The sequence below is a fragment of the Flammeovirga sp. MY04 genome (assembly GCF_001682195.2).
In the GTDB taxonomy this organism is placed as follows: domain Bacteria; phylum Bacteroidota; class Bacteroidia; order Cytophagales; family Flammeovirgaceae; genus Flammeovirga; species Flammeovirga yaeyamensis.
The window spans coordinates 3,613,356-3,638,919 of sequence record NZ_CP003560.2 but is presented as its reverse complement, the minus strand read 5'-3'; the positions used below and the strand labels follow the sequence as shown (position 1 = coordinate 3,638,919).

Annotated in this window: 23 protein-coding genes; 15 read left to right on the top strand and 8 right to left on the bottom strand. The window is 33.7% G+C overall.

From position 1 onward, the window contains the following. Window positions 1–113 precede the first annotated feature (113 nt). Entirely contained in the window at window positions 114–740 is a 627-nt protein-coding gene (locus MY04_RS14585) for a carbonic anhydrase (RefSeq protein ID WP_066210708.1), read from the top strand. 54 nt (window positions 741–794) lie between these two features. On the opposite strand, the gene MY04_RS14580 is transcribed toward MY04_RS14585, so the two are convergent. From MY04_RS14580 to MY04_RS14570, 3 genes are read right to left on the bottom strand one after another with little or no spacing between them, the layout of a single operon-like run. Beyond that, window positions 795–1,208, bottom strand: coding sequence for a GNAT family N-acetyltransferase (locus MY04_RS14580; protein WP_066210706.1), 414 nt, complete (start codon window positions 1,206–1,208; stop codon window positions 795–797). Then, the gene (locus tag MY04_RS14575) at window positions 1,209–2,993 is read right to left on the bottom strand and encodes a L,D-transpeptidase family protein (protein ID WP_066210705.1); all 1,785 of its coding nucleotides are present in this window, start codon (window positions 2,991–2,993) and stop codon (window positions 1,209–1,211) included. 18 nt (window positions 2,994–3,011) lie between these two features. Beyond that, entirely contained in the window at window positions 3,012–3,488 is a 477-nt protein-coding gene (locus MY04_RS14570) for a MarR family winged helix-turn-helix transcriptional regulator (RefSeq protein WP_084005897.1), read from the bottom strand. A gap of 394 nt (window positions 3,489–3,882) precedes the next feature. Between MY04_RS14570 and MY04_RS14565 the strand changes: the two genes are divergently transcribed. The 5 genes from MY04_RS14565 (at window position 3,883) to fmt (ending at window position 8,470) form a co-directional block, all read left to right on the top strand. Further along, on the top strand, window positions 3,883–4,293 hold the full coding sequence (locus MY04_RS14565; RefSeq protein ID WP_066210700.1) for an Hsp20/alpha crystallin family protein: 411 nt from the start codon (window positions 3,883–3,885) through the stop codon (window positions 4,291–4,293). A gap of 8 nt (window positions 4,294–4,301) precedes the next feature. Further along, complete coding sequence (locus MY04_RS14560; protein ID WP_066210698.1) at window positions 4,302–4,706, top strand: Hsp20/alpha crystallin family protein; 405 nt, start codon at window positions 4,302–4,304, stop codon at window positions 4,704–4,706. Between the two features lie 234 nt (window positions 4,707–4,940). Continuing rightward, a complete protein-coding gene (gene bamD, locus MY04_RS14555; RefSeq protein ID WP_066210696.1) occupies window positions 4,941–6,719 on the top strand; it encodes an outer membrane protein assembly factor BamD in 1,779 nt (592 codons plus the stop codon). Between the two features lie 103 nt (window positions 6,720–6,822). Continuing rightward, on the top strand, window positions 6,823–7,539 hold the full coding sequence (locus MY04_RS14550) for a TrmH family RNA methyltransferase (protein WP_084005896.1): 717 nt from the start codon (window positions 6,823–6,825) through the stop codon (window positions 7,537–7,539). A 7-nt stretch (window positions 7,540–7,546) separates the two neighbouring features. Next, entirely contained in the window at window positions 7,547–8,470 is a 924-nt protein-coding gene (gene fmt / locus MY04_RS14545; RefSeq protein ID WP_066210695.1) for a methionyl-tRNA formyltransferase, read from the top strand. A gap of 78 nt (window positions 8,471–8,548) precedes the next feature. Here fmt and MY04_RS14540 read toward each other — a convergent pair whose 3' ends face one another. The 3 genes from MY04_RS14540 to MY04_RS14530 form a co-directional block, all read right to left on the bottom strand. Continuing rightward, window positions 8,549–9,568: a hypothetical protein gene (locus tag MY04_RS14540; RefSeq protein WP_066210693.1), complete on the bottom strand. Its 1,020-nt coding sequence runs from the start codon at window positions 9,566–9,568 to the stop codon at window positions 8,549–8,551. A 308-nt stretch (window positions 9,569–9,876) separates the two neighbouring features. Then, window positions 9,877–10,446 carry a Pathogenesis-related transcriptional factor and ERF protein gene (locus MY04_RS14535; protein WP_066210692.1) on the bottom strand — a complete coding sequence of 190 codons (570 nt, stop codon included), beginning with the start codon at window positions 10,444–10,446 and terminating at the stop codon, window positions 9,877–9,879. Between the two features lie 193 nt (window positions 10,447–10,639). After that, window positions 10,640–11,725 carry an Ldh family oxidoreductase gene (locus tag MY04_RS14530; RefSeq protein WP_066210691.1) on the bottom strand — a complete coding sequence of 362 codons (1,086 nt, stop codon included), beginning with the start codon at window positions 11,723–11,725 and terminating at the stop codon, window positions 10,640–10,642. 329 nt (window positions 11,726–12,054) lie between these two features. Here MY04_RS14530 and MY04_RS14525 point away from each other — a divergent pair, with 329 nt between their 5' ends. Further along, entirely contained in the window at window positions 12,055–13,044 is a 990-nt protein-coding gene (locus MY04_RS14525; protein WP_066210689.1) for a glycosyltransferase, read from the top strand. Window positions 13,045–13,106: 62 nt separating this feature from the next. Then, entirely contained in the window at window positions 13,107–13,637 is a 531-nt protein-coding gene (locus MY04_RS14520) for a D-glycero-alpha-D-manno-heptose-1,7-bisphosphate 7-phosphatase (RefSeq protein ID WP_066210687.1), read from the top strand. Between the two features lie 204 nt (window positions 13,638–13,841). Here MY04_RS14520 and MY04_RS14515 read toward each other — a convergent pair whose 3' ends face one another. Further along, window positions 13,842–14,324, bottom strand: coding sequence for a GAF domain-containing protein (locus tag MY04_RS14515; RefSeq protein ID WP_066210686.1), 483 nt, complete (start codon window positions 14,322–14,324; stop codon window positions 13,842–13,844). A gap of 373 nt (window positions 14,325–14,697) precedes the next feature. Between MY04_RS14515 and MY04_RS14510 the strand changes: the two genes are divergently transcribed. The 6 genes from MY04_RS14510 to MY04_RS14485 all read left to right on the top strand — a co-directional run bounded on the left by MY04_RS14510 (window position 14,698) and on the right by MY04_RS14485 (window position 24,098). Then, the gene (locus MY04_RS14510) at window positions 14,698–16,089 is read left to right on the top strand and encodes a GDSL-type esterase/lipase family protein (RefSeq protein ID WP_158297711.1); all 1,392 of its coding nucleotides are present in this window, start codon (window positions 14,698–14,700) and stop codon (window positions 16,087–16,089) included. Then, window positions 16,073–17,335 (top strand): GDSL-type esterase/lipase family protein, encoded by a 1,263-nt coding sequence (locus MY04_RS14505; RefSeq protein ID WP_066210683.1) that lies wholly within the window; start codon window positions 16,073–16,075, stop codon window positions 17,333–17,335. The genes MY04_RS14510 and MY04_RS14505 overlap by 17 nt, the downstream gene beginning before the upstream one ends. Before the next feature lie 346 nt (window positions 17,336–17,681). Beyond that, window positions 17,682–18,944, top strand: coding sequence for an OmpP1/FadL family transporter (locus MY04_RS14500; protein WP_066210680.1), 1,263 nt, complete (start codon window positions 17,682–17,684; stop codon window positions 18,942–18,944). A gap of 27 nt (window positions 18,945–18,971) precedes the next feature. Next, window positions 18,972–20,774 carry a hypothetical protein gene (locus MY04_RS14495; RefSeq protein ID WP_066210679.1) on the top strand — a complete coding sequence of 601 codons (1,803 nt, stop codon included), beginning with the start codon at window positions 18,972–18,974 and terminating at the stop codon, window positions 20,772–20,774. 205 nt (window positions 20,775–20,979) lie between these two features. Then, a complete protein-coding gene (locus tag MY04_RS14490) occupies window positions 20,980–22,779 on the top strand; it encodes a chloride channel protein (RefSeq protein WP_066210678.1) in 1,800 nt (599 codons plus the stop codon). A 284-nt stretch (window positions 22,780–23,063) separates the two neighbouring features. Beyond that, a complete protein-coding gene (locus MY04_RS14485; RefSeq protein WP_066210676.1) occupies window positions 23,064–24,098 on the top strand; it encodes a hypothetical protein in 1,035 nt (344 codons plus the stop codon). Here MY04_RS14485 and MY04_RS14480 read toward each other — a convergent pair. Further along, the gene (locus MY04_RS14480; protein WP_066210674.1) at window positions 24,095–24,772 is read right to left on the bottom strand and encodes an arylesterase; all 678 of its coding nucleotides are present in this window, start codon (window positions 24,770–24,772) and stop codon (window positions 24,095–24,097) included. The genes MY04_RS14485 and MY04_RS14480 overlap by 4 nt on opposite strands. 258 nt (window positions 24,773–25,030) lie before the next feature. Here MY04_RS14480 and MY04_RS14475 point away from each other — a divergent pair, with 258 nt between their 5' ends. Then, the gene (locus MY04_RS14475; RefSeq protein ID WP_066210672.1) at window positions 25,031–25,552 is read left to right on the top strand and encodes a DinB family protein; all 522 of its coding nucleotides are present in this window, start codon (window positions 25,031–25,033) and stop codon (window positions 25,550–25,552) included. The last annotated feature ends 12 nt before the right edge of the window (window positions 25,553–25,564 follow it).

Here is a 25,564-nt window from a genome sequence, read left to right as displayed (position 1 = left end):
AGTAATTCATTATTCATTAACTTTACTCTCGATTCCATCGTAAAGTTATCTGATTGGAGTCTTAATTAAGAGCCTTTTTAACTCAAACCATTAAATTAGAATTAGCGAAACTCATGAAAATCAACAAAGTCTTTGAAAATAACAAAGAATGGGTGAAGTCCCATTTAAATGTCGATGATAAGTATTTTGAAAACTTGGCGAAAGGTCAAAGCCCAGAAATTCTTTACATAGGATGCTCAGATAGTAGAGTAACTGCAGAAAGTATGATGGGGGCTAACCCAGGTGAAGTATTTGTTTTAAGAAATATTGCAAATACGGTATCCAATTTAGACTTATCTGCATTATCCGTAATTAATTATGCAGTCGACCATCTAAAAGTAAAACACATTGTAGTGTGTGGTCACTATAGTTGTGGAGGTGTAAAAGCGGCAATGACTGCAGCTGATTTAGGAACTTTAAATCCTTGGTTAAGAAACATAAGAGATGTGTATCGTCTGAATGCAGAAGAGTTAGATGCTATTACAGATGAGGATAAAAGATACGACCGTTTAGTAGAATTAAACGTAGTTGAAAATGCTATTAATACCATGAAAACTCCTGAAGTTCAAGCTGCAATGAAACGTGGTGAAATTGAGGTTCATGGTTGGGTATTTGATATTAAAACCGGAACTATTATTGACCTTAAAGTAGATTTCAAAAAAGTATTTGATAAGGTCGAAAATATTTATGATCTAGGTTAATTAATTTACCTAGTATATTAAAAAAGAGGTATTCTTCATCAGAATACCTCTTTTTTAATGCTCATTACCTTCATAGATCCACATAGGAATCGTTTCACCTGCTTTTTGAAATCCGACTTTCTGATAAAATGCCTCAGCTTCTTTATCTGCTGTAAGCATTTGCATATGAAACCCTTTGTAAATCTGAAGTAACTTATCAACAATTTTTTTTCCAATCCCTTTTCCTTGATGATCCGGATGAACAAGAAGATGTGGGAAATACACCACCAAGTATCCATCTGATATTGCATTGCCAATTCCTACCAATTGATCATCTTCCCAAGCAGATATCAAAGAATGAGAATTTCTAAGTGCATTATGTAATTGCTCTGGCTTTTCTGCTGCACTCCATTTATTGGCTTTATAAAGTTCAATAATTTGACCTTCAGAAATGTCTTTTGAATCTGAAATAATGATTTCTTTTATCATTTAATACGGTTTTTTGTCTAGCTGTTTTAAAACTCTTTTGTCTCTTGAGTAAACATCCTCATAAAAATGAATAGACTCCTCAGGACCTAATATAGCCGTGAAATACATAAGATAAACGGTAGGCCTATGCATAATAATGACCCTTTTGAGTTCGCCTTCTTTTATGATTTCATTGATCTTTTTCTCCGTGTACTTCTCGTCTTCTAAAAGAATCGAAGCTAATTTTACAGGTTGATATACTCGAATACAGCCATGACTAAATGCTCTAGTATTTCTACTAAACAGATATCTTGATGGCGTATCGTGTAAATAAATAGAATATTTATTTGGGAATATAAACTTGACGTGTCCCAAAGCATTTCCTGGACCAGAACCTTGGACAATTGTATATGGAAAGTTGTTTGTCTTTATGGACTTCCAATCAACTGTTGTTGCGTCAACGATCTTATTAGAACGATCATACAATTTCATGTTATTCCTAGAAAGGTAATTGGCATCCTTTTTTAATTTAGGAAGCATTTCTTTAGAGGCAATACTGTAAGGAACTGTCCAAGTTGGGTTGATGTCTATATAGCTTAATTTAGCTTTAAAAACAGGTGTTTGATGATAAGGCTTGCCAATAATCACCTTTGTTTGATAATACCAAGAGTTATTTTTATGTAGGTATAGTTCAAAACTAGGGATGTTGACAAAGATAAAATTATCCTTCTCTTCATGATTAATCCAACGCGTTCTTTCTAAGTTGATCCTCAATGTATTGATACGGTCATCAATAGAGATGTTCAATGCTTTTTGAGTAGCTTTACCCACCTGACCGTCTTGCACCAATCCATACATTTTTTGAAACTTGATGACAGAATTCTTTAAGTTTTCATCAAATACTCTGGAAAGTGTATCTAAATAAGACACCTTTACCCAAGAAGAATCATAGTAAGGGATGGGAGAATATGGAATAACTGATCGGATCGTATCAATCTCTGGATTTATGGATGGAGAATTGACTACAGTTACACCTTCTGTTTGTGTTCTTAGAAGAGTGTCTATTTTTAGAACGGTGGTGTCATATCTAAAAAGTGTACTTGTTGTTGCTAAACGTTTTCTTAAAAAAGGGATTTCATCATTTTCATCTCCAATTTCTAAATTCTCCATTTTAGGAAGTTTATGCCACCCCCCGTTTTCTTTAATTTTTCGAAACTCAAATAATGATTTTTTTAACCCAACGTACAATTCATTTTTAGGCTTTAGTTGCTCAACAGCTTCTTTAATTAAGTTGCCTTGTATTGGTTCTAGGAACAACTCCACTCGGTCACCATCAAATTCTTTGGAGTCGTAATTCCAAGTTGTGGAAATAGATTCAGGTTGAACTTTCCCCCAAATTAAGTGAGAAGATAATAATATACCGGCATCTGTAAGTAAAATATCCAGTTGTGCTTGCTCTTTTGGTGATCTTGGATGAGTTTCAAGCAGTTTATTAATAATCTCTAAATGATAGTGTTCTGGATTTAACCCATCATGATAGGCTTCTTGAATGCAATACAATAGGTCATTGATATTGCTAGTATCACTCCATATTTCCTGATAGTCTAGCCTATTATACATTAATGGCATTAAACTATCAGAAAAAACGGTGAATTGAGGTTCTTCTTTAAGTGTGGTAAGAATATTTTTTATTTCATTTTGAACAGAATTTTGAGCGTTAAGCTTATTAGAAGTTAAGCTTAACGCCAAAAGAAATAAAATGCTTAAAGAGTAGAGTCTAGAATAAGTAGAAAGTGGTTTGCTCATCAATTTAAAATTTTGATGTTATTCTTCTGTGATGATTTTATGATACCTACCGATGTTTTCTAAACATTTTTCAAGGGTAACTACCGCTTGATTAATATCGTCCATCTCAATACCAGAAGTGATTTCTAAAATCGCTTTTTCAGCAATTCCCAATACCTGATCTTTAAGGTCTCTAGCTCTTCTAGTTAAGTAAACTAATTTAGATCTTTTGTCTGTAGGATTAGGTACTCTAGTCACTAGATTGTTTTTTTCCATATTGTCAATAAGACTGGTAATACTAGCTCTATTTTTCAATAAGAAGTTGGCGAATTCTTGCTGAGCTCTCCCATCTTTTTCCCAAAGCATTACGAGTACGTCCCATTGTTCTCTTGAAATAGGTAAGCTTTCTTTCTCGAATGCTCTTCCTAATGTGTAGTTTCCTAGTCTAGAAGTTTGTGCAATTATTTTAGTGAGGCGTCTTCTTTTTTCCACCTCTTCTCCCATAAGATTGCTCATAGCGATATTTTTAGAGTAGATTGATTTTATTCAATTTTAAAGTAGTCAATCCCTAAACAATTAAACTACTTTAATTATGGGCTTTCACTTTTGTGATAACCCGGTTAGATAAACAGCCAATTTACAATATTGTTTGTGTTTAACCAAAATAAGAAATTGATATTAATTAAATGATGAAAAAATAAAATCGATAAATAATCGAGTTTAGATCGAGGAGAAAATCAAAAAGCAGACATATTATTAAGTGTATTTGCACTGATTAAGACAAAATGACATTTCATTATTATTGTTTTTGATTAAAATAAGACAAAATGACATCTGTTTTCAATTGGTACACTCATTGTCTAATTCGAATTGAATTTGAATTTAAAATACACTAAAAATATTTATAGAAATGAGCATCAATAATGTTTGTTATACTCCAAGAAGTAAAAGAAGATTTATAAATAATATGAATCAAGTATTGAATCATGATTTACAAAGAAATATTCCAGTAAACATCATAGAAAATGATAAGGAATATATAGTGGAGTTCATTGTGCCAAAGTATCAAAAAGAAAACTTTTCAATTGATATAGAGGATAAAATACTATCGGTGAAATACACTTCATCTAAAGATAAAGATACTAAAGAGGAAGTGAAATATATTTCAAATGCATATCAAGTAGTTGATTTTGAAAAGAAATATAAACTACCAAAAGATGTAAATTATGAAAGATTTAGTGCTTCATTTAATGAAGGTATTTTATCAATCAGTTTACCAAAATCAGAAGAAAAAAAACCTATTAATATCGAAATAAAATAATAAAAGTCATGAGATATACAGTAAATAACCACCCAACATCATTATTTTCATCATTGTTTAACGATGTAGCTAATGTTCTTGATAATGTTAGTGTTCCTAACAATCAGGTACCCGTAAATATTTTAAAAACGGAAGAAGGATATACCCTAGAAATCTTTGTTCCGGGTATTAAGAAAGAGGAAGTAGCTTTATCTGTAGACGATAATAAATTGAAAGTTGCTTACAAACACCAAGAGGATAAGGAAGTAAAATATCTTAAAAGAGAGTTTGTAAGAAAAGATTTCGAAAGAGTTTTTGATCTTCCAAATACTGTAGATGTAGAAGTGATTCAAGCGAATTTTGATCAAGGTGTTTTAACGATTTCACTTCCAAAAAGTGAAAAAGCAGCCAAGAAAACGATCGAAATTGTTTAGTTCTAGAAAATTTTAATAAAATTTTAGCCAACTTGATTATTCAAGTTGGCTTTTTTTATTAATCCATCCCGAATTCTGTAAATTGCACTTTGTAAATCTAAATACTAAGAATATTACGATTAATTGGTAATGCTTATATTTGGTTTGTACTTTTTGATAAAAGACGACATGTCTAAATATCAATAATTTGTACTTTTTTCAACGGTTAAAAAAATGACATTTTTGTCATCAACTATGAAGCGACTTTATACAGTTCTTTTTTGTCTAATTTTTTCATTTCAAGCATGGTCTCAAGATGGACCTGGAAAAACTGAAGCCGAACATTACGCTTATGCAAAGAAGTTAATAGATCAAGGGAATTATCAGCCAGGAAAAACAATCTTGGAGAAGATGATGACCATGAAAAATGCTTCATTGCAGCCATATGCTTTGATGTTAATGGCTCATGCCAACTATGAAGAAAAAAATTATACAGAAACAGTCAAAAACTTAGAGAAAATAGAAACCTCTTACCCAAATTGGGAGAACAAAGAAGAAGTAAACTATTTGAAAGGTTGTGCTTTGGTGAAATCTGGAAATTTAGATCAAGCATTGGTTTCTTTTAATAATGTAAAATCAGAAAAGTATCAAGATTACATTAAGACGTTCACTACACAAAAAGCGAGCGATTTAACTATTGACGAACTAAAGCCATTATCAGAAAAATATAACGATAACGAAATTCTAAAATTAGCCTTGCTTGAAAAACTTCAAGATCAACCAGAAGATCAAGTGGACAAAGCATTATTAGAACAATTGGCAACTGATTTAGGTATTTCTATCGAAAAGCATGTCATTAGAAAAACACAACATAAAGATGTTTACAATATCGCTGTAGTCCTTCCTTTCTTTATTGAAACAACAGACGGTACTGCTTTAAGAGTTAAAAATGAATTTGTCTATAATATCTATCAAGGTATTTTGATTGCAAAGGACTATTTAGATAAAAGAGATATTCGCCTAAATATTCAAACATTTGATACCAAAAGAGATTCTGCACATGTAAGGGAAGTATTGAATCAGGAAGATTTTAAAAATATTGATTTGATTATTGGACCATTGTATGCGGATATGATTCCTGTCGTACAAAAGTTTTCTAGTGAGTCTGGAATTCCAATGGTCAATCCAATATCAAAAAATGATATGATTATTGAGGGGTACCCGAATTCTTTCCTTACATCTACAACATCAAAAACGATTGGTAAGTATTTAGGTACGAAACTTAGAAAAGACGAGTTAGCTAATTTAGAATTACTTCCAGAGGAAGATTCGATAAGAATAAAGGCAGACACGGTAGAAGCTTACGTTATTTTTGGTCATTCTACGAAAGAAAAGGAAATGGCTAAATCATTTAAAGAAGCGTATGAGAAAGAAGGTGGTAAAATTGCCGTTTTCCAAGAATACGATCCAGTAGATGGTTTTAATGTTGCTCAAGAACTTTTCGATCCTTTGGCGTTTGTCGATTTGGATTCGATTCAATATGTAAGAGATTCAACTGCTCACGTATTCATTTCAGTAACCAATGAAGTGGCAGCATTAAGTACAGTAAGTGCGTTGCTTTCTTTAGGTACTGTAGCCGATGTTTATGTACCAGAAGAGTGGCTGAAATTTAAACAGTTGAGTTATGCTCAAATGGAATCTGCCGGAATTAATATTTTGTTCCCAGGTTGGTATAATGACGATACATATAATGCTAAATTGTTTGTAAAAAAATATCATGAGCAATTTAATAATCAGCCTTCTGACTTTGTATTTAAAGGTTTTGAAACCATGTTTACTTTCGGTAATATCTTAAAGGAATATGGAAATGGTTTTGTGAATCCATTAAAACAAAATGAGAAATTAATGAAAGGGTATATGCAAGAAGCATTTAATTATTATGAGTCTCAAGACAATCAGTATATCCCGATTATTCAATTTATTGATGGTGATTTGAAAAATATGACACCACCTCAGTTTGAGCAGGATTATTAATTGTTGCTTATTAATAAGGATAAACAGATCCTCAGAAAAACTGTTTTATGAGTACATTTGCTTGTGAAACAGTTTTTTTGATATACAAATATCACACATCAGAATGCCTTACGTAGACGAGAGTTATGTGAAGTTCTATAACACCGAGTATTTTAAACAATATACAGAAGTGGAAGGACTGATCGATTACCTTAAAACTTTTGCAACCGAAGAACGATTAGAAAAAATTCAAGAGGTACTGCAAGGGAGAACAAATCACCTGACCGTTTTGTTGGAAGAAATTTATAAACCACAAAATGGAGCTGCAGTAATGCGAACATGTGATTGTTTTGGTATTCAACAGCTACATGTAATCGATGCTGAAGATAGATTTCAATTGTCTACAAGTGTGGCTAAAGGAGCTGCAAAGTGGGTAGATTTACATAAATATTCTTCGCTTAAATCTTCTGTTGAACATCTTAAGTCAAAAGGCTATAAATTAGTAGCAACATCTCCACATACGGATATGACCTTGGATGATTTGCCAGTAGATGAACCACTTGCTTTGATGTTCGGAAATGAGTTTGCGGGTCTAACAGATGAAGCGGTAGAAATGGCCGATTACAAAGTGAAAATCCCAATGCATGGTTTTGCAGAAAGTTTTAATATTTCTGTCTCAGCAGCTTTGGTTTTAAATCAGTTGAGTATTAAAATACGCAAATCACCTGATATTGATTGGACCTTGAGTGAAGATGAGAAAAAATTAATAGAAGGAGCATGGGTGTGTAAATCGCTCAAGTTTTTTGAAAATTTATTGAAGACCTATCCACCAAAAAAATAAATATATAATGGCTAAAGATCTTAGAATAGTATTTATGGGTACTCCAGATTTTGCTGTACCATCATTAAAAATACTAGTAGAAAACGGTTACAATGTAGTAGGAGTAATTACTGCACCCGATAAACCTGCAGGAAGAGGTAGAAAACTACAATCTTCTCCAGTAAAAGCTTATGCAGAGGAAGCGGGTTTACATATTATGCAGCCTACCAATTTAAAGGCGGAAGAGTTTCAGACTGAATTAAGAAATTTAGAGGTGGATCTTCAGGTTGTAGTAGCATTTAGAATGTTACCAGAATCTGTTTGGAGTATGCCTAAGATTGGTACGTTTAATTTGCATGGTTCATTATTACCTGATTATAGAGGTGCTGCACCTATCAACTGGGCGATTATTAATGGTGAAAAAGTAACTGGTGTCACTACTTTCTTCTTAAAACATGAGATTGATACAGGTGATGTTTTGTTCCAACAAGAAGAACCTATTCATGAAGAAGATACCGTAGGAGACGTTTACTACCGTTTGATGAACATTGGTGGTGATTTAGTGCTTAAAACGGTTCAAAAAATTGAAGCTGGCGATTATACTACAACTCCTCAGGTAATTAAGGGAGAACCAAAGCACGCACCTAAAATATTTAAGGAAACTTGTAAAGTAGATTTCTCTCAAGATACAGAAACTGTATATAACTTTATTCGTGGTTTATCTCCTTATCCAGCAGCTTGGACAGAGATACAAGGGAAAACGTATAAGTTATTTAAAGTGGGAAAAGTCTATGATGAATCCATTGAAGCAAACGAAGATGGATTTGCTACTGATAATAAAAAGTACTTCTACATTAAGACCAAAGATGGTTTTATAGAAGTAAAAGAATGGCAAATGCAAGGGAAGAAGAGAATGGCTATAGATGCGTTTTTACTAGGAACGAAGTTCTAAAAAAATAGCACATACAATAAAAAAGAGGCATTATCTTATTCAATGGATAATGCCTCTTGTCTTTATATCAAATTGAAATTAAGATCTCAAAAGTTTGATTACGGGATAAATGGCGAATGCAGCTCCTCCTTTAACAAAAGAAATCACTTCGTTTTTTTTAGGTAATTCAACAGGTGATAAACGAACCACTTTGTCTGTTGCTTCATCGATTACTTCCACTGTTGCTTCTTTCGTTTCCTTAATCATTTCAGAAACGGTATCCACTGGACTTTCAATTACTTTTTTAGTAGTATCAAAAATCTTTTCAGATGATTCTTTTACAAAACGATAAGAGTCGTCGATAATACCATCTGCTTGTTCAGAATAATGATCTACCGATTCGTTAGATTTAGTATAAGCCTCTGAAGTAAACAATTTACTTTTCTCAATAGCGTTACTGATGAAGTCGTTGGTAAATTCCAAAGATTTTTCAACAGCACCTTTCGTCATTTCAATAAGCTTGTTGCTATTTTCTTCTGCGCTTTCTAAAGCTGCATCAGATAAGCTTTTTGCTTCTTCCATTAATCGGCCAGAAACTTCCTCGCTTTTATTAATGAATTGCACCGTTTTACTATTCACTGTATCTAGTGATTCTTTAGAAAATGAATTAGCATCTTTTACTAAAGAATGAGAATAATTAGAAGTATTTTCTAGTGTTTCGGCAAACTTTTCTGAGCCTTTGTTAGCGGTTTCTTGCGCTTTTTGTTCCAATTCCTTAGCTGTTGATTTTACTGTCTCTGCAGCTTTGTCAACATTTTCATTCACCTTCTTAACAGCCTCAGTCGTTTCTTTTTGAACTTCTTTAGCGATTGTGTTTATTTTTTTAGTGGTGTCTTTTACAGTTGTAGAAACTGTTTTTTGAACTGACTTTGTCGTTTCTTTAACGCTTTTAGCGACTTGATCTACGTTAGGAATACTTGTTTGAGTACCTTCTGTTTTTGTTTGAGTTTTTCTAGCTCTCGAAGTAGGTTTCTTTTGAGCGGGCTTTCTCGTTCTCGGTGTAGTAGAACTTGTACCAGCAGAACTCGTACTAGTACTCTTTTTTCTTTGTTGTGCCATGGTAATTCTCTTTACAGGTTATTTTCTAATAGCAAATTTAAACATGAATGATCGTTTATTCATTATATATACGGATAAATATTTGAATTTGATGTATTTACAATAATTTTTTATCAATTACTGCCAAAAAATTAGATGAAATTTTATTTTTTCAATCAAAAAGTATTTGATAATGATATTCGATCTTCGTGAGGTTAATATCCATAGAAATAAAATATCACCTATAGAACTAAAAAAAGGTAGATAAAAATGTTTTTACCTACCTAATTACTTGATAACAAGTTAATCTATTGCTCGTATCTCCTCGTTTATTTTGTAGGAGTAGTTTGTTTCTCAGATTCCTCGTCTACTTTATTTAAACTTTTTGTTCTTCCGAAAAGCTCTTGAGACTTATTGTTATATGCTTCCGCAGCTGCTTCAGCCGTAGGGAATAATCCTAAATCATAACGTTGTCCTTTAGAATATAAAACTGCACGGAAAGTCTTTTTACTAACTTTCACCACACCTCTGTAACCTGTTTTGTTATGGTGGTGCTTTTGGTTCCTTCTAAGTTCTGCCATAGTTGCCCATTCTAAGTTTTTTTCACGGCAATCTAGTGCGTTTCCGTTCTTGATTCTAACGAATAATCTTTTTGCTGACTCTGGCTGATCAACAAATTTTTCAGCAACTAACTTATGTAAATAAATGGTGACATTTTGATATCCTCCATTTGGCTTAGGGTAGTTTTTTTGAAAAAAAACATAGCCAGAAGCGTGCATTCTAAGGTTTTCTAATAAATTAAGTTGTTTGTAGTATTCGTTTGTGGTGATGAAATCGTACGCCGTACCCGACAATAAGACATGCTCATCAGCATTCTTTAGCTTAATCTTATAAAGCATTTTGATTTTGTTTTTAGATAGTAAGATGATGATACATCCAGCCCATATACACAAGCCGTGATGGTAAATTGATTGATAAGTTTCCTTTTAAAAACTAAATAAATACAGAAAGAAGCGAGTGGTGGTTTAGTAATTAACTATAGTGAATGTTAACCTAAGTTTGACTCCCCAAACTTAGGTTAATAGATAATGGTTATAGAGTTAAACTAAATTTCTTACCTACTTCTTCAAGGTCTTTTATAACTGGAGTTAACACAGGTATACCTTCGGTTTTTCTAGAATGTTCTATTTCCCTTTCAGGTGTACCAGGTATTAATACTCTTTCTTGTCCTTCTACTGTTTCAGCGGTTTTGAATCGTTTTATCCAGTTGTCCATATGAGATTTAAAGTCCTCTTTTGGTCTGAATGCATCCACACGCATCGCACCAAAGAAATGACCCAAACCTTCTCCGACAGGATCTTCAGGTAATGGAAGAAAGCTTACAAATGGAGGTGCCCAAGGTCCGTAACCTGCACCAGATAATACGGCAGATAAAATATCGACCATACTACCTAAACAAAATCCTTTGTGACTACTTCTTACTCTATCACTACCAAGAGGAAGTAACGCACCACCACTTTTTAAAGCAGCAGCATTCGAAGATGGAGCACCATCTTTATCTTGCACCCAACCAATAGGGGCATCCTCTTGTTTACGCTGTAAGATTTCCAATTTACCATTTGCTGCAGTAGTTGTAGCAAAATCGGCAACAAAAGCAGGTTCTTCGCCCGCAGGAATTGCCATGGCAATTGGGTTGGTACCCAATAATCTCTCTTTAGAGAAAGTTGGAGATACCAATGGGGAAGCGTTTGTCATTGACAAGCCGATCATATCATGTTCCAGTGCCATCATTGCATGATAACCGGCAATACCATAGTGATTCGAATTTTTAACAGAAACCCAACCAGAACCTACATTTTCTGATTTATCGATAGCAATTTGCATTGCTTTAGGAGCAACAACAAGTCCTAGACCGGCGTCTCCATCGATAGTAGCTGTGCTTGGAGTCTCGTGGATTACTTTAATGTTAGGAGTAGGGTTAATTCTTCCTGCTTCCCATAACCTTACATAACCTATTAATCTAGCCACACCATGAGAGTCGACTCCTCTTAAGTCGGCAGATAAAAGCACTTTGGCAGCTAACTCGGCATCTTCCTCTGGACAACCCATGGATAAGAACACACTTTTACTAAATGAAAAAAGCTTCTCGAACGATACTAAATTTATTGCTGTAGACATGTAAAGTATATTTTATTAAAGTAAACTGCTTATGATTTCTTTATTTTAAGAAAAAATGAAGTAAGCATCAAATTAAAAATTGAAGATAAAAGATTTATTCGACTAATTAATCAAAGATGATTATCAAAGTATAGAAGAGGCTCTTTACTTAAGAATTATTGAAGAATTATTAAAACAAATCGTCTATGATAAATACACTTATTTCCATTTGTATCTGATAAAGAAATTATTCCTCTATCATTTACGACACAAATTTATCAACTTTATGATTTAGGTCAAACTGCAAAAAGTAAGCTGACTTCATATTTTAACAAACTGAAAAATTGTTCATGACAATAAAAGTAAATATTCTTTTAGCGGCACGTAACGAAGAGAAGTATTTAAAAAAATGCGTAGAAAGTCTAGTGCATCAAAAACTGGATGAGGATATTGTCGTGAAAATTTTAATTGGTAATGATCAGTCAGAGGATAATACTTTAAAAATTGCAGAAAATTTAAAGCATAGATATGAAGAAGTAGATTGTTATACAGTACCTAATCATAAAGACTATAAAGGTAAGCTGAATGTATTACATTTTTTGTCTCAAAAAGTGGAAGGTCAGTATCTATTATTTGCTGATGCGGATACAATTTATCCTAATAGTTGGGTGAATTTTATGCTAAAATCATTACAAAAATCCGATTTTGTTACAGGAGTGACAATTCCTAAACGAAATTCTTTTTTGGATAGATGGCAAAGATTGGAATGGATGCAGGCACTTAAAAATCTTCAAATGCTATCTGTTTTTAATATCGGAGTAACAGCAATGGGAAATAATATGGGGATTTCTAAAGCAGCTTTTGATGCTATTGGTGGTTATAACAATATTAAAACAACAGCCGTAGAAGATTTTATTCTTTTTAATAAGCACTTAAAATCAGGAGGGGACTTTATACAACTATTTCAGTATGAAGTGTTAGCAGAAACAGAAGGAGTAGACAGTATATTGTTATGGCTAAAACAAAGAAACCGATGGTTTCAAGGAGGAAAGAAAACTCACCCTCTTTTAATTTTTTTAAATTACATTAATATTTTAACGCTCCCTTTTTTAGTATTTTTTAGTTTGTTATATCCTCAAATATGGTCAGTTACTGTTAGCATATTGCTTCTCAAGTTTTTAATGTTAGTCATTTTTCAGTACCAACTAAAAATAAAAATCGATTGGTGGATGTCGTTATTCTATGAACCAATCTACAGTTTTATGTATTTACGACTTTTTATCTATCGTTTTTCATCACCTGCTATCGATTGGAAGGGAAGACTTTATAAATCCGAATAAACTTCCCCCACATTAAAACTTATTCTTACCTTTGTCGCAATATCAATTACTTTAAAATATTCATGAAAAAGAATAAGTGTGTCTTTTTAGACAGAGATGGCGTTTTAAATAAAGACTATGTGGACTACGCTTACACCTTAGAAAAATTCGAAGTGTTGCCAGGCGTGCCAGAAGCACTTAATAAATTGAAGGATGCAGGCTTTAAGCTTGTGATTTTAACCAATCAATCCGGAATCGTAAAAGGAATTTACAAAAAAGAAGACGTTTACATTTGTCATAATGCATTGCAAGAAGCTTGCGATCATGCTATTGATGATATGTTTTATGCACCATTACACGAAAAGTGGTCAAATTCTTTGAGTAGAAAACCTGGTACTTTGATGTTCGAAAGAGCCATCTACAAGTACAATGCAGACATGGAAAATACTTGGATGATTGGTGATAAAGAAAGAGATTTAATTCCAGCAGAGAAAGTGGGTATTCAACACAGAATTCAAGTAGACAACCCATTGGTGGAAGGTTCTGTAGCTACTCATTACGCAAAAAACCTTTTGGAAGCCGTAGATAAGATTATTCTTGCTAATCAAGAGTAGATACACGAATAAATAGATAATAACCCATGATTGAAATCATGGGTTTTTTAATATATTGATTTTATTCAGACTAAAGTCTGAATAAAATTGTGGTACAACCTAATTTTGGTAAACACTTTAGTGTTTGCCAAAATCAACTTTTACCAACCCACGATTTTAATCGTGGGCCATGAAAATAGCTTTAGATTGTGAATACTTGTTACCCTAAAACAAAGTCACCAGATAATCACACAACTCCTCTAAATATTTTTTATCGGTATCATCAAAAGTTGATAATTGATCGCTATCAATATCAAGAACACCCAAAACTTTATTTTCTTTAATTAAAGGAACAACAATTTCAGATTTTGAAGCAGAACTACAAGCAATGTGTCCAGGAAAAGCTTCAACGTCTTCCACCACAAAAGTTCTTTTTTCTTCCCATGCACTTCCACAAACTCCTTTACCTTTTTTGATTCTTGTGCACGCTATAGGACCTTGAAATGGACCTAAAACTAGTTCGTCTTCTTTCACCAAATAAAACCCTATCCATAGGTGTTTAAATGCAGTCGTTAAAACAGCACATGAATTGGATAAATTTGCTACTAGATCAGTTTCAATCGAAGTGAGTCCTTTAATCTGCGGTATCAATGATTCGTATAATTGATCTTTCGATGTATCTGAAGGGATAAATAATTCTTCTGCCATGTTTAATTCTTGTTTAAATACTATTTTTATAAACCTGAATTTCCGAATAACAAAGGTACAAGGAATGTATAAAAAATGATATTATATAGTGTTTACGTAAGATATGATCAAAATTTAATATCAAATAAAGTACAAAGGTGGTTTAAATGTTTTATTTTTATTGATGTTGTTTCCTAAAACCTTGGTGATCGAGCTAAGGTGAATACATTTTTTATTTAATAATAGCATCATTATCCTTCTTAATTATAAATGATTACTAAAATCTAGAAGGGTAACCTATTTAATTGTTGACCTATATTCTATGAAAGTTACTCCGTTAAAAATACTTCAAATTCTAGTGTACATTGGCTTAATGATGAGTATAATCTTAATCATGTCCCCGAACCAAATCGAGGTATTTGGCTGGGAAGTGAAAATACCATCCACCAAAGATGTATTACCAGAAAGCCTTTTATCTGCAAATGAGGAAGAAAACGTTCAACCTGATGTGTTAGAAGAGGTAGAGGAAGATTCTTTAACAGTTGACCTAACTGAAATAAAAAAATCATCTACTTGGCAGCCAGTAGAGGAGAAGCCACTTGTAGTAAAAACACCAAAGGGAGCTGTGGCCATAGAATATCCAAATAATGAGAAAACCTATCTAGATTCTTTTTTTCAAGGGTTGAGTAGTATCTCTGAAGAAGGAAATCTAATTCGTGTATTGCATTATGGAGATTCTCAGTTAGAGGGGGATAGAATGACAGAGCGTTTAAGAAAAAATTTGCAACAACAATTTGGAGGCTGTGGAGTAGGTTTAGTTCCAATTATGGAGCTAAAAAATATGAGAACTACTTTAAGTCAAAATTATTCTAATAATTGGGATCAGTATTTATGTTTTGGTCCTAAAAAGTATAGAGGAAAGCATAATGATTATGGATTCTTTGGGAAATATTTTACATATGAAGGAACGGAAGCTTCAATCAATTTTACAAAGGCTCCTTATTCTAAAAAACTGCATAAAGAGTTTGAAAACTTTAATGTCTATTTAAGAAATACAGTAGCTGATGTAAGCTTGGATTATGCTATGAACTCTGTGGAAGGTAAAACAGTAAATATTGAAGCTTCTTCTACACCTAAAATGATAAAACTACCGATATCTGGTGCTTTAGGAGAAGTTGATGTTCACTTTAAATCTGATGTTTCCCCTGAAGTGTATGGTGTTAGTTTTGATTGTAATTCTGGTATTGCTGTTGATAATATCCCAATGAGAGGGAGTTCGGGGACAGATTTTACCAAGATAAGAAAAGGTTTATTAGGTGATTTAGTTAAAGATCTGAATGTGAAGCTAGTCATTCTTCAGTTTGGTGTAAATGTTGTACCTCAAGAAGCAGAAAGCTACTCATTTTATGAGCGTCTTTTAGTGAAACAAATTAATTACTTCAAAGAAGTAAATCCTGATATTAAATTATTAATAGTGGGTGTGTCGGACATGGCGAGAAAAAATGGGCAAAAAATAGAATCTTATCCTAATATTGACGCTGTAAGAGCAGCGGAAAGAAGAGCAGCTAATAAAGCCGGAGCAGCGTATTGGGATTTATATTTAGCTATGGGAGGTCCTAATTCGATTGTTAAATGGGCGGATAAATCACCTGCTTGGGCAGGCCGAGATTATACTCACTTCACTAGAAAGGGAGCTAATTTTATAGGAGATATGCTTCACAATGAGTTAATGCGAGAGTATCAAAGGTATAAAAACAGAAATAAGGAGGATGTCACTTCAAAATAAAATAAGACCCTTCATAGGACTTCTAACTGTATTAATATTAGTAGCACATGCTACTCCAAAGTCAGGGAACAACAAAAATAGACCTTTTGTAGCCTATGATTTTATCCGTATGGATTTGAATCAACTTCAACCTTTCGGAGATACAATTTTATACCCTTTTTATAGAAAACTAAAAAATTTATCAGAACATAAAGAGGGGCATGTTAAGATCTTGCATTTAGGAGATTCACATATACAAGCTGATTTGTTTTCTGGTTGGGTTAGACAGCGGTTTTATGAAAATCCTCAATTTCAAATGTCTGGGAGAGGTTTTATTTTCCCTTTTAAAGCTGTGAAAACCAATAACCCTTACAATTATAAGGTAAGTAAAATTGGCGAATGGAAAGGACAAAGATGTTCGATTAGTTATCATAAAAGTAATTGGGGAGCAGCAGGCATTACCGCACAAACTAATCAACAATTTGCTAAAATCAATGTCAATGTTAGTACAGATTCTATTTATTCATACAGTGGAAATCGAGTAGATGTGTACTATCCGGTAAACGATAAAACTCAATTTACTCCTGTGGTTCAGCCCTTATCAAATAATGCTCGCTTGCAAAGCGTAGAAAAGCATGATCAATATGTCTCTTTTAAGTTTGATAAAGCTATTAAAGAGTTTCGTCTGAGTTTTAGAAAAGAAAATAAGCATCAAACTCAGTTTTCTTTAAGAGGTTTTGATGTTGAAAATGATAAGATGAATGGTTTGACCTATAGTTCTGTTGGCGTAAATGGAGCAAAAGCGACTTCTTTTTTAAGGTGTAAAGAACTTAATAATGACATAAAAGCCATTCAACCCGATTTAATTATTTTGTCATTAGGAACTAACGATGCCTTTGTTCCACCTTTTTATCCAACAGTTTTTTATCAAAAATATCTCTCGTTGATTGAAGAGATTCAAACAGCCCTTCCAGAGGCAGCAATTCTCATTACCACGCCGGGTGATAACTTGAGAAAATCAAGATATATCAATAAAGATAACGTTAAAGCTATTCAGGAATTATATAAAGTAGCTCAAGAAAGAAATCTCGCTGTATGGGACTTCTTTCAAGTAATGGGAGGCTTATCTTCCATCAATAAATGGAATGAAAAGTCGATGACCGCTGGAGATAAAGTACACCTGAATAGATCAGGTTATCAATACCAAGGAGAGCTCTTGTATAGAGCTATCATTTCAGATTATAATAAGTTTACAACATATCACTAAACGAAGAATATTTTTTGTATTTCATTTAGTCAATACACTCTAAGAAGCGTATATATATAATCGTCTTCAAATAATAAATGAATGAATATTCATTATTGAAAATTAACGTAAATTCAAAGTAAACCATTGTAAAATATTAATAACAAATGTAAATATTTAAAGTTAAGTGTTATTTTTACACAGAAAAAGTGGCTTATAATTTGCACATTGCGACCCTTGAAATTAATATTGTTTCAATTGTTATGTATGCATAACACTTTTTGTATCAATCTAATACTAAGAATAAGGTATATTCAAGATGTTTGACTTAAATCTTGAAATGAAATTCATCTAACTTAATATTTTAATGAAAATCAGAAATCTACTAATGGTTCTGGCAACAGTGTGTATCTCTTCTGCCACTTTTGCTAACGGCTTTCAAGTTCTACTACAAGGAACTAAAGCAGTGGGTCGAGGAAACGTACAGGTTGGTTTTAGACCAGACGGTTCAAGTTTATTTTTTAATCCTGGCGCATTGTCTTTCTTAGAATCAAGTACAGTGCAAGTTGGTTTTAACCCCGTTTTCTCCAACATTTCTTATAGACCAATCGATGGTTCTACAAAGCATGCATCAACTTCACCAATGGGAACGCCTTTCCAAGCTTATGGTGTATTTAGACCATCTGTAGAGTCACCTTGGGCTTTCGGTTTAGGTGTATTTACTCCATTTGGTTCAACAGTTACCTACGAAGATGGATGGACTGGTAGATATTCATTACAAGAAATTTCTCTTCAAGCAATTTATATTCAGCCAACGGTATCTTATAGAATCAATGATATGATTTCTGTAGGTGCAGGTTTAGATGTGGTTTATGGTTCAGTATCTTTCAAGAAAGATGTTACAGCTTCAGGAGGAGATGTTGGATTTGATATGGAAGGAAATACTATTCAGTACACTTTTAACGCAGGTGTGTATATTAAACCAAGTGAAAAATTCTCTGTTGGTTTAAATTACCGTCATGGTGTGGATATGTCAGTGGAAAGAGGAGATGCTTTCTTCAATGTTCCTAACGCATACATCGGCCAACAATTATTTGGAGATAATTATACGGCAGGCCAACCATATAAAGCAGCATTTGATGCAACTTTACCACTACCTAATACTTATGCATTTGGTGTTGGATTCTATCCAAACGAAAAATTATCGATTGGTGTAGATGTGAGTTATGTAACTTGGAGTGTATACAAAGAACTAAAAGTAGAATTCCCTGATGGCGACTATGCTCCAATTGCATTTGATAGAAGTTGGGAAGATTCTTGGATTTTCAACTTAGGTGCAGATTACATGGTAACAGATGCCTTAACTGTGAGAGCAGGTGCATATTTAGATACTACTCCAGTACCTGACGGACATATGACTCCAGAATCTCCAGATGCGCTTTCGATCGGTACTTCTGTAGGTCTTAGCTACATGTTCTCTGAAAAATTCGGTGTGGATGCTGCATTCTTATTTACAAATAAGCAGCAAAGAGAAAATATTGTTCCTGAAGGAAAAGATACAGGTGGATTAAATGGTGTGTATAAAGCAACTGCTTACATACCAAGTATTTCACTAAACTATAACTTCTAATCCATCACTCTATCAAAACTAAAAAAAATGATTTTTAATAAATATAGATCTTTAATCGCAGCTCTAGCTGTAGCATTTTTAGCATCTTGTACTTTGGAGGTGGATGACTTTCAACCTTCCTCTGGTGCAGATAAAGACGGAAAAGCTTTAAACTTTACGAGCTATGTTGCTTTAGGAAACTCTTTAACAGCAGGAGTAACTGATAACGCTTGGATGGCAAAATCTCAAGTGAATTCATATCCACAATTAATAGCTAATAAGTTACAGGAAGTTGGTTTAGGTGCTCAAGGTTTTAATCAGCCCTTGATCAGTCACTCTGGTGAAGAATATTTTGGTGCTCCATTTATCTTGACATCTCAAGGACCTTGTTTTTCTTGTAAAACACCAAAAGTACCAACATCAAATATTTACCAAGAGCATGCTAATGGAGGTTTCCATAATATGGCTGTTTCTGGAATGAAAGCTGTTGAAGTTAACAACCCTGCATTAGCAGCAGGTCTTTACGGTTACTTCGCAAGTGCACCTGGGCAATCGACAGTATTATCTGATGCATTAAGTTTAGATCCAACTTTCTTCTCAATGTGGTTGGGAGCTAATGATGTATTAGGTTATGCGACAACAGGTGGTTCAATGGGACCTGGAGCTATTACTTCTCAATCTGATTATGAAGCAGCAGTTGGGATGGTATTGGATAGCATGGATGCGAGAGGAGCTAAAGGTGTATTATTAAATATTCCAGATATTACAAATGCAGCCTTGTTCCAAACTACTCCAAATACATTAGAAAAAATGCTTGCTGCAAATGGTATGGAATTAACGGATGAGTTTCTTGCTTTAGTAAATGGTTATTTAGCAAGTGCATTTGATCCCGTGATTAGAGCTCAGATTGAAGCAGGAAGATCAACTATTGTTTCATTATTGACGCCAATCCCTGCAGCAGGCAATGCAAATACAATTGCTATTGCTGTGAATACCGCTCCAAATTTAGGAAAAGATCCATCTGTGGCTGCAGATTTAGCTTATACTGTTGTTTATTTGGGAGCATATAATGAAGCTCTTGGAATGGGTGCTTCAATGGAACAGGCACATCAAGCAGGTTTAGCTTACGCCGCTTCTACTGAAGGTCAAGCTAATATTGCACAATTAGTTGCTTTAGGTATTGATCAATCATGGGCGACTATGACTGGTACTGATGAAGAAGTTGATGAAATAATTGATAATGCTGTTACTTCTACTATAGCTCAATTAAAAGTTGCTGGGTATTATCCAGAGTTCACAGCAGAGTCAAATCAGTTACCAGTTTACGATGCTACTTCTCCAACAATGTTAAGAGTACCTGCGGAAGGGACTATATTCTCATTAGCTGCATTGACTAAAATTATTGCACTTGGTGAATTAATCTTGTCTGGGGGTGATTTAGACATCACTAAATTGAAAGATTATCTTCCAGTAAATGATGCAACTGCATCCCAGTTCGAATTTTTGGAAGCAGCTGATGTTAATGCTGTTAAATCAGCAATTGATGGCTATAATACTTACCTAAATGAGCAAGCTTCTGCAAGAGATTTAGCTTATGTTGATGTAAAATCGGTAATGGATGAAGCTGCCGGCGGTATTATCATTGATGGTGTAACATTCTCAACTGCTTATATCTCAGGTAACTTATTCTCCCTTGATGGTGCTCACTTAACTCAAAGAGGATATGCTGTAATTGCAAACTTTGTAATTGATGCTGTGAACAATAAGTATGGATCAAAAATACCTACTGTTCAACAAAACGATTACCCTGTAATTGAGGAGAGCACACCAGATGTTGCTCCTTCAAATTAATTTGAAAGACTAAGATTTTAGAATCTTATAGAAATACAACCTATCTTTTGTCATTATGGCAAGAGATAGGTTTTTTTTTTGACTTCATTTATTACTTTTGCTAGATAGTTACTATCTCAATAGGGAAATGAACTACTATTCTTTTATTTTTAGTGAGTTAGATAACCAAATGCAATCCAACATTTTATTTCATCAAGATTTTTAGATGGCAAAAAACAAACTGATAGAGAAACTATTTAATTTAAGGAGAGTCCATCTTTCGGATAGGAACTTTATCCTTATAGTAAGTAGTATTGTGGGAATATGTTCAGGCATGGCGGCTGTTCTTTTAAAGAAGTCGGTGCATGAGATGCATCATATTCTAACCCATCAGAGTTTTGGTGAAAATTTTGGGATAATATTTTACCCAATGATTGGGTTGATTATTACGACTTTATTAGCGAAATCTCTATATAAAGAAAGTAGTGTAGGACACGCCATAACAGATATCCTTCATAACATCTTCAGAAACAATAGTAATATTGGGAAAAGTAAAATGTACTCCCGTATTGTTACTTCCATTTTTACAGTAGGTTTTGGTGGATCAGTAGGACTAGAGTCACCTATTGTACTTACAGGTGGGGCCATAGGTTCAAATATTGGACGTAAACTATTAATGGATTATAAGACCAAAACCTTAATGATTGGTTGTGGTACGGCAGGGGTGATTTCTGCTATATTCAACGCACCTATTACAGGTCTTATTTTTAGTATTGAGGTAATTCTTACTGGAGTTTCTGTAGCGAACTTTGTTCCTTTATTGATCTCATCAGTAAGTGCAGCCATTATTTCATCACTTATTTTGGGTGAAGAAGTACTTTTCTCCTTTCAAATTGCTGAGGATTTTCAAGCACAGAACATTCCGTTTTTTATTCTCCTTGGTGTAATTGCTGGTTTTGTTTCTATATACTTTAATCAAACTCTGCATCAAATGGAGCATTTGATGGAAGAGAAATTCCCTAATCGATATAAAAGGGCATTAGTGGGAGGTTTGTTACTATCTATCTTCATTTTCTTATTTCCTCCTATTTATGGTGAAGGTTATGAATCAATAAAAGCTTTATTAAATGGAGATGAGGGTAGCCTTTTGCATAGGGCTGAGTTATTTGAAGGGATTATTCCAAATACTAAGGCTTGGTTATTCTTAGCCTATATCATTATGATATTATTTGCCAAGGTAATTGGGGCATCACTTACGTTATCTTCAGGTGGATCAGGTGGTACTTTTGGTCCCGCTTTGGTGATTGGAGGACTTACAGGTTTTTCATTTGCCCGCTTGGTGAACTTATTAGGTTTAGGTAATCTGCACGAATCTCATTTTATACTTGTTGGTATGAGTGGAGTAATGTGTGGGGTAGTTTATGCTCCTCTAACAGCCATATTTTTAATTGCTGAGATTACCGGAGGTTATACACTATTTGTACCTTTGATGTTGGTTTCTGCAATTGCTTATACAACAGTAAGTGTTGTCAATCCAGATGCTCCTCACGTAAGCGCATTAAAAGCTCGTGGAGACTATCTAAAAGGTGATAGAGATATGCAGGTTTTAGACCGTTTAAATATCAATAAACTAATTGAAACTAACTTTGTTACAGTGCCTGTTAAAGGACTTTTAAGTGATTTAGTAGATGCAATTAGTGTAAGTAAGCGATCGGTTTTCCCTGTAGTTAGTGAAAGAGGTAGATTAAAAGGAATCATTACTCTTGATCAAGTGAGAGAAATAATGTTTGATCAAGAACAACAGCAGAAGGTGAAAATAGAAAATGTAATGATGCAACCACCCGATATTGTTGATTATGGTGAAAGAATGACCTCAGTAATGAGAAAGTTCGAAAAAGAAGATGCTTGGAACTTACCTGTAGTAGATGAAAAAGGTAAATATATAGGTATGGTTTCTAAATCTAGAATATTTAGTGTCTATAGAAAGCAACTTCAACGATTGAATAAAGAATGGGTGGGGAATTAATTTTCGCCCATATATTTAAGTTGACATCAATTTCTGATAACAAATGATTTTCTTTAGGAGTTAGGAGTTAGGAGTTAGGAGTTAGGAGTTAGGAGTTAGGAGTTAGGAGTTAGCTAAATTAACGCTCGTTTTTAACTAAGGAACTGAGTGGCGACGAGGCTAGTCTTTTGGGGAGAGTATCAAAAGCCCAGGAATTTATTCCTGTGGATGTTTAAAATTAAGAACAGTATTTAGTATTAATTATATATTTTTTTGGGTAGTTTATTTGATGTAATTTTTTGTGTATGAACGAATTTGAGGCATTTTTAACGAAAAAAAGAATTGATTTTAAGGAGTTTAAAACTTCTGAACCTTCTCGTTATGAAGAGTGGGAATCGTTATTTATGCAAGTACATCCGAAGAGTTTTACACAGCAAAAGTTATTTTTGATAAATCAGGTACGTCGAAGATATTGGTTGGCTGAAGCAGTAAAAGTGGTGGATGAAAAGCCTAAAGCTGCACCAAAAGCTGTGATCAAAAAGCCGGCTCCAAAAGTTGTTGAGGCAACTGAGGAGTCAGCAGAGGTTAAACCCAAACCAAAGCCTAAGTTTAGACCAAAAGTCAAGGTAAAACCAAAGGAAACGTCTGAGACAACTTCTGATGAAACGTCTTCATTAACTGAAGCTCCTAAAAAGAAAGTAGCTAGACCTGTTATCAAGAAAAAAGTTGAGGATGAAGAACAGGCTATTTCAAAACCAAAAGCTGCTCGTCCTGTATTTAAGAAAAAGGTTGAAACATCTGAAGCAGAAAATACTTCTACACCAAAAAAAGCTCGCCCAGTCTTTAAAAAGAAGCCATCTTCAACTGAATCAGTAGAATCAACATCAGAGAGTGATTCTGTAGAAGAAACAGTAAAGCCAAAGAAGGCACGTCCAGTATTTAAAAAGAAATCATCAACTACTGAGGTTGAAAAAGACACTCCTTCTGAAATACCTCCACAAGCGGAAGAATTACCTAGTGCTCATAAAAAAGTACGTCCGGTAATCAAAAAGAAAACATCAACATCGGAAACGGAGGAACCAAAAGCCACTGAAGAAAAAACAGCGACTGATTCACTTAAAAAAGTTCGTCCAGTATTTAAGAAAAAGCCATCTTCAGATGTAGAAGACAAACCGGCCACAGAGACTCAATCTGAGGAAGGAGAAAATACGCCTAAAAAGGTAAGACCCGTATTTAAGAAAAAAGAAGCACCTTCAACTGATAGTGTTGAAGAAGCTAAGGAGGAATCTGTTAAACCAAAAAGAGTTCGTCCAGTTTTTAAACCTAAAAAGAAGGATTAGAGAAGCGATTGTAATTCTGCAAATATATTTTTAGCTAGAATTTTAGCACCTTCTTCATTGGGGTGAATCCCATCTTCTTGATTTAATTCTTTTACTCCTGCAACATCTTTAAGTATAAAGGGCATTAGTTTTACATTTTCATTTTTAGCGATGCGAGGATATAAGGTTTCAAATGCCTTAGAGTATTCATCACCCATATTTGGAGGAGGAAGAATGCCTGCTAATAATATCTTACAATCAGGATATTTAGATTTCACCTTTTGAATCGTATTTATCAAGTTATCTTCTGTGCTTTTTGGATCGATACCTCTTAATGCATCATTTCCACCTAAAGCTAAAACAAAAACATCTACTTGTTCCTGACCAATCACCCAATCTACTCTATTTAATCCACCGGCAGTGGTTTCTCCACTTAAGCCCGCATTAATACAGTTATATCCTAATGCTTTATCGTCTATAATTTTCTGAATTAAAGAAGGGTAGGCTTGTTCTTTTTCTAAACCATATCCTGCAGTTAAGCTATTACCAAAGAAAACGATATTCTTTTTATCAGATGTAGTCGTCTCTTTTACTGAGCTTTCCTGTACGTTCTCCTTTTTTTGCTGATTATTTTTTTCCTGACAAGAAGAAAAAAAGACGAAAAGGAAGAGTATCGACAATAATTTTAATTTCATTGGAATGTAATGGTTGATTTTGTTATCAAATATAACTTTCAATGGGATGCACCCCTACTATTTTTGTATTAATCTTATTTTTATCAACTTTTTTGTCAGTAACTCACTTTTTCTAACACTAAAACGATATATATGATGAATGAATTGACATCATATATAGAAAAAGATAATAAATGTTTTATTTTTAGATGATATTATCGGTAGCAATATTCTAAATATTTTATCTGAAATTGCTAATTTTTTCCTTACTATATATTTATGAACCATCAGGTAACACATTCAGCTATCGAGCTCTGTGCTCAACTTAATGATTTATTGACTCAAATATCAGATGATCAATTTTCGGCTTCATTACCTCTTTTTTCAGGAGCCTCTATCGGACAACATACAAGACATATTGTAGAGTTTTATCAGTGCTTACTTCACAGTGTAACAAATAATAAAAATGTTTGTTATGAAGATAGAGAAAGAAGTATGCCTTTAGAAAGTGAACGTAGTTATGCGATTCAAGTATTGGAAGAATTGCAGCAAGGTTTAACTATAGTGGACGAATATCCGTCGTTTATCAAATTGGAAGTGAAAGATTTTGATGACGACTTAAATAATAAAGATTGGGTATCAGATTCTACAGTAGCAAGAGAAATGCATTATTGTAATGAGCATACCGTTCATCACTTGGCAATAATCAAAGTAGGTTTAAATCATTATTTTCCAGATGTTAAATTGAAAGAAATCTTTGGGGTAGCCAAATCTACTTACGCTTACAGAAAAGGGAAATAAAGAATTTTATCG

Bases quoted from the DNA above. Each gene is read 5' to 3' on its own strand.
- MY04_RS14505 (WP_066210683.1), top strand. From the start codon at position 16,073: ATGTCACTTCAAAATAAAATAAGACCCTTCATAGGACTTCTAACTGTA.
- MY04_RS14500 (WP_066210680.1), top strand. From the start codon at position 17,682: ATGAAAATCAGAAATCTACTAATGGTTCTGGCAACAGTGTGTATCTCT.
- MY04_RS14485 (WP_066210676.1), top strand. From the start codon at position 23,064: ATGAACGAATTTGAGGCATTTTTAACGAAAAAAAGAATTGATTTTAAG.
- MY04_RS14480 (WP_066210674.1), bottom strand. From the start codon at position 24,772: ATGAAATTAAAATTATTGTCGATACTCTTCCTTTTCGTCTTTTTTTCT.
- MY04_RS14565 (WP_066210700.1), top strand. From the start codon at position 3,883: ATGAGCATCAATAATGTTTGTTATACTCCAAGAAGTAAAAGAAGATTT.
- MY04_RS14510 (WP_158297711.1), top strand. From the start codon at position 14,698: ATGTCCCCGAACCAAATCGAGGTATTTGGCTGGGAAGTGAAAATACCA.
- MY04_RS14530 (WP_066210691.1), bottom strand. From the start codon at position 11,725: ATGTCTACAGCAATAAATTTAGTATCGTTCGAGAAGCTTTTTTCATTT.
- MY04_RS14585 (WP_066210708.1), top strand. From the start codon at position 114: ATGAAAATCAACAAAGTCTTTGAAAATAACAAAGAATGGGTGAAGTCC.
- bamD (WP_066210696.1), top strand. From the start codon at position 4,941: ATGAAGCGACTTTATACAGTTCTTTTTTGTCTAATTTTTTCATTTCAA.
- MY04_RS14520 (WP_066210687.1), top strand. From the start codon at position 13,107: ATGAAAAAGAATAAGTGTGTCTTTTTAGACAGAGATGGCGTTTTAAAT.
- MY04_RS14540 (WP_066210693.1), bottom strand. From the start codon at position 9,568: ATGGCACAACAAAGAAAAAAGAGTACTAGTACGAGTTCTGCTGGTACA.
- MY04_RS14495 (WP_066210679.1), top strand. From the start codon at position 18,972: ATGATTTTTAATAAATATAGATCTTTAATCGCAGCTCTAGCTGTAGCA.
- fmt (WP_066210695.1), top strand. From the start codon at position 7,547: ATGGCTAAAGATCTTAGAATAGTATTTATGGGTACTCCAGATTTTGCT.
- MY04_RS14490 (WP_066210678.1), top strand. From the start codon at position 20,980: ATGGCAAAAAACAAACTGATAGAGAAACTATTTAATTTAAGGAGAGTC.
- MY04_RS14515 (WP_066210686.1), bottom strand. From the start codon at position 14,324: ATGGCAGAAGAATTATTTATCCCTTCAGATACATCGAAAGATCAATTA.
- MY04_RS14475 (WP_066210672.1), top strand. From the start codon at position 25,031: ATGAACCATCAGGTAACACATTCAGCTATCGAGCTCTGTGCTCAACTT.
- MY04_RS14525 (WP_066210689.1), top strand. From the start codon at position 12,055: ATGACAATAAAAGTAAATATTCTTTTAGCGGCACGTAACGAAGAGAAG.
- MY04_RS14575 (WP_066210705.1), bottom strand. From the start codon at position 2,993: ATGAGCAAACCACTTTCTACTTATTCTAGACTCTACTCTTTAAGCATT.
- MY04_RS14560 (WP_066210698.1), top strand. From the start codon at position 4,302: ATGAGATATACAGTAAATAACCACCCAACATCATTATTTTCATCATTG.
- MY04_RS14570 (WP_084005897.1), bottom strand. From the start codon at position 3,488: ATGAGCAATCTTATGGGAGAAGAGGTGGAAAAAAGAAGACGCCTCACT.
- MY04_RS14535 (WP_066210692.1), bottom strand. From the start codon at position 10,446: ATGCTTTATAAGATTAAGCTAAAGAATGCTGATGAGCATGTCTTATTG.
- MY04_RS14550 (WP_084005896.1), top strand. From the start codon at position 6,823: ATGCCTTACGTAGACGAGAGTTATGTGAAGTTCTATAACACCGAGTAT.
- MY04_RS14580 (WP_066210706.1), bottom strand. From the start codon at position 1,208: ATGATAAAAGAAATCATTATTTCAGATTCAAAAGACATTTCTGAAGGT.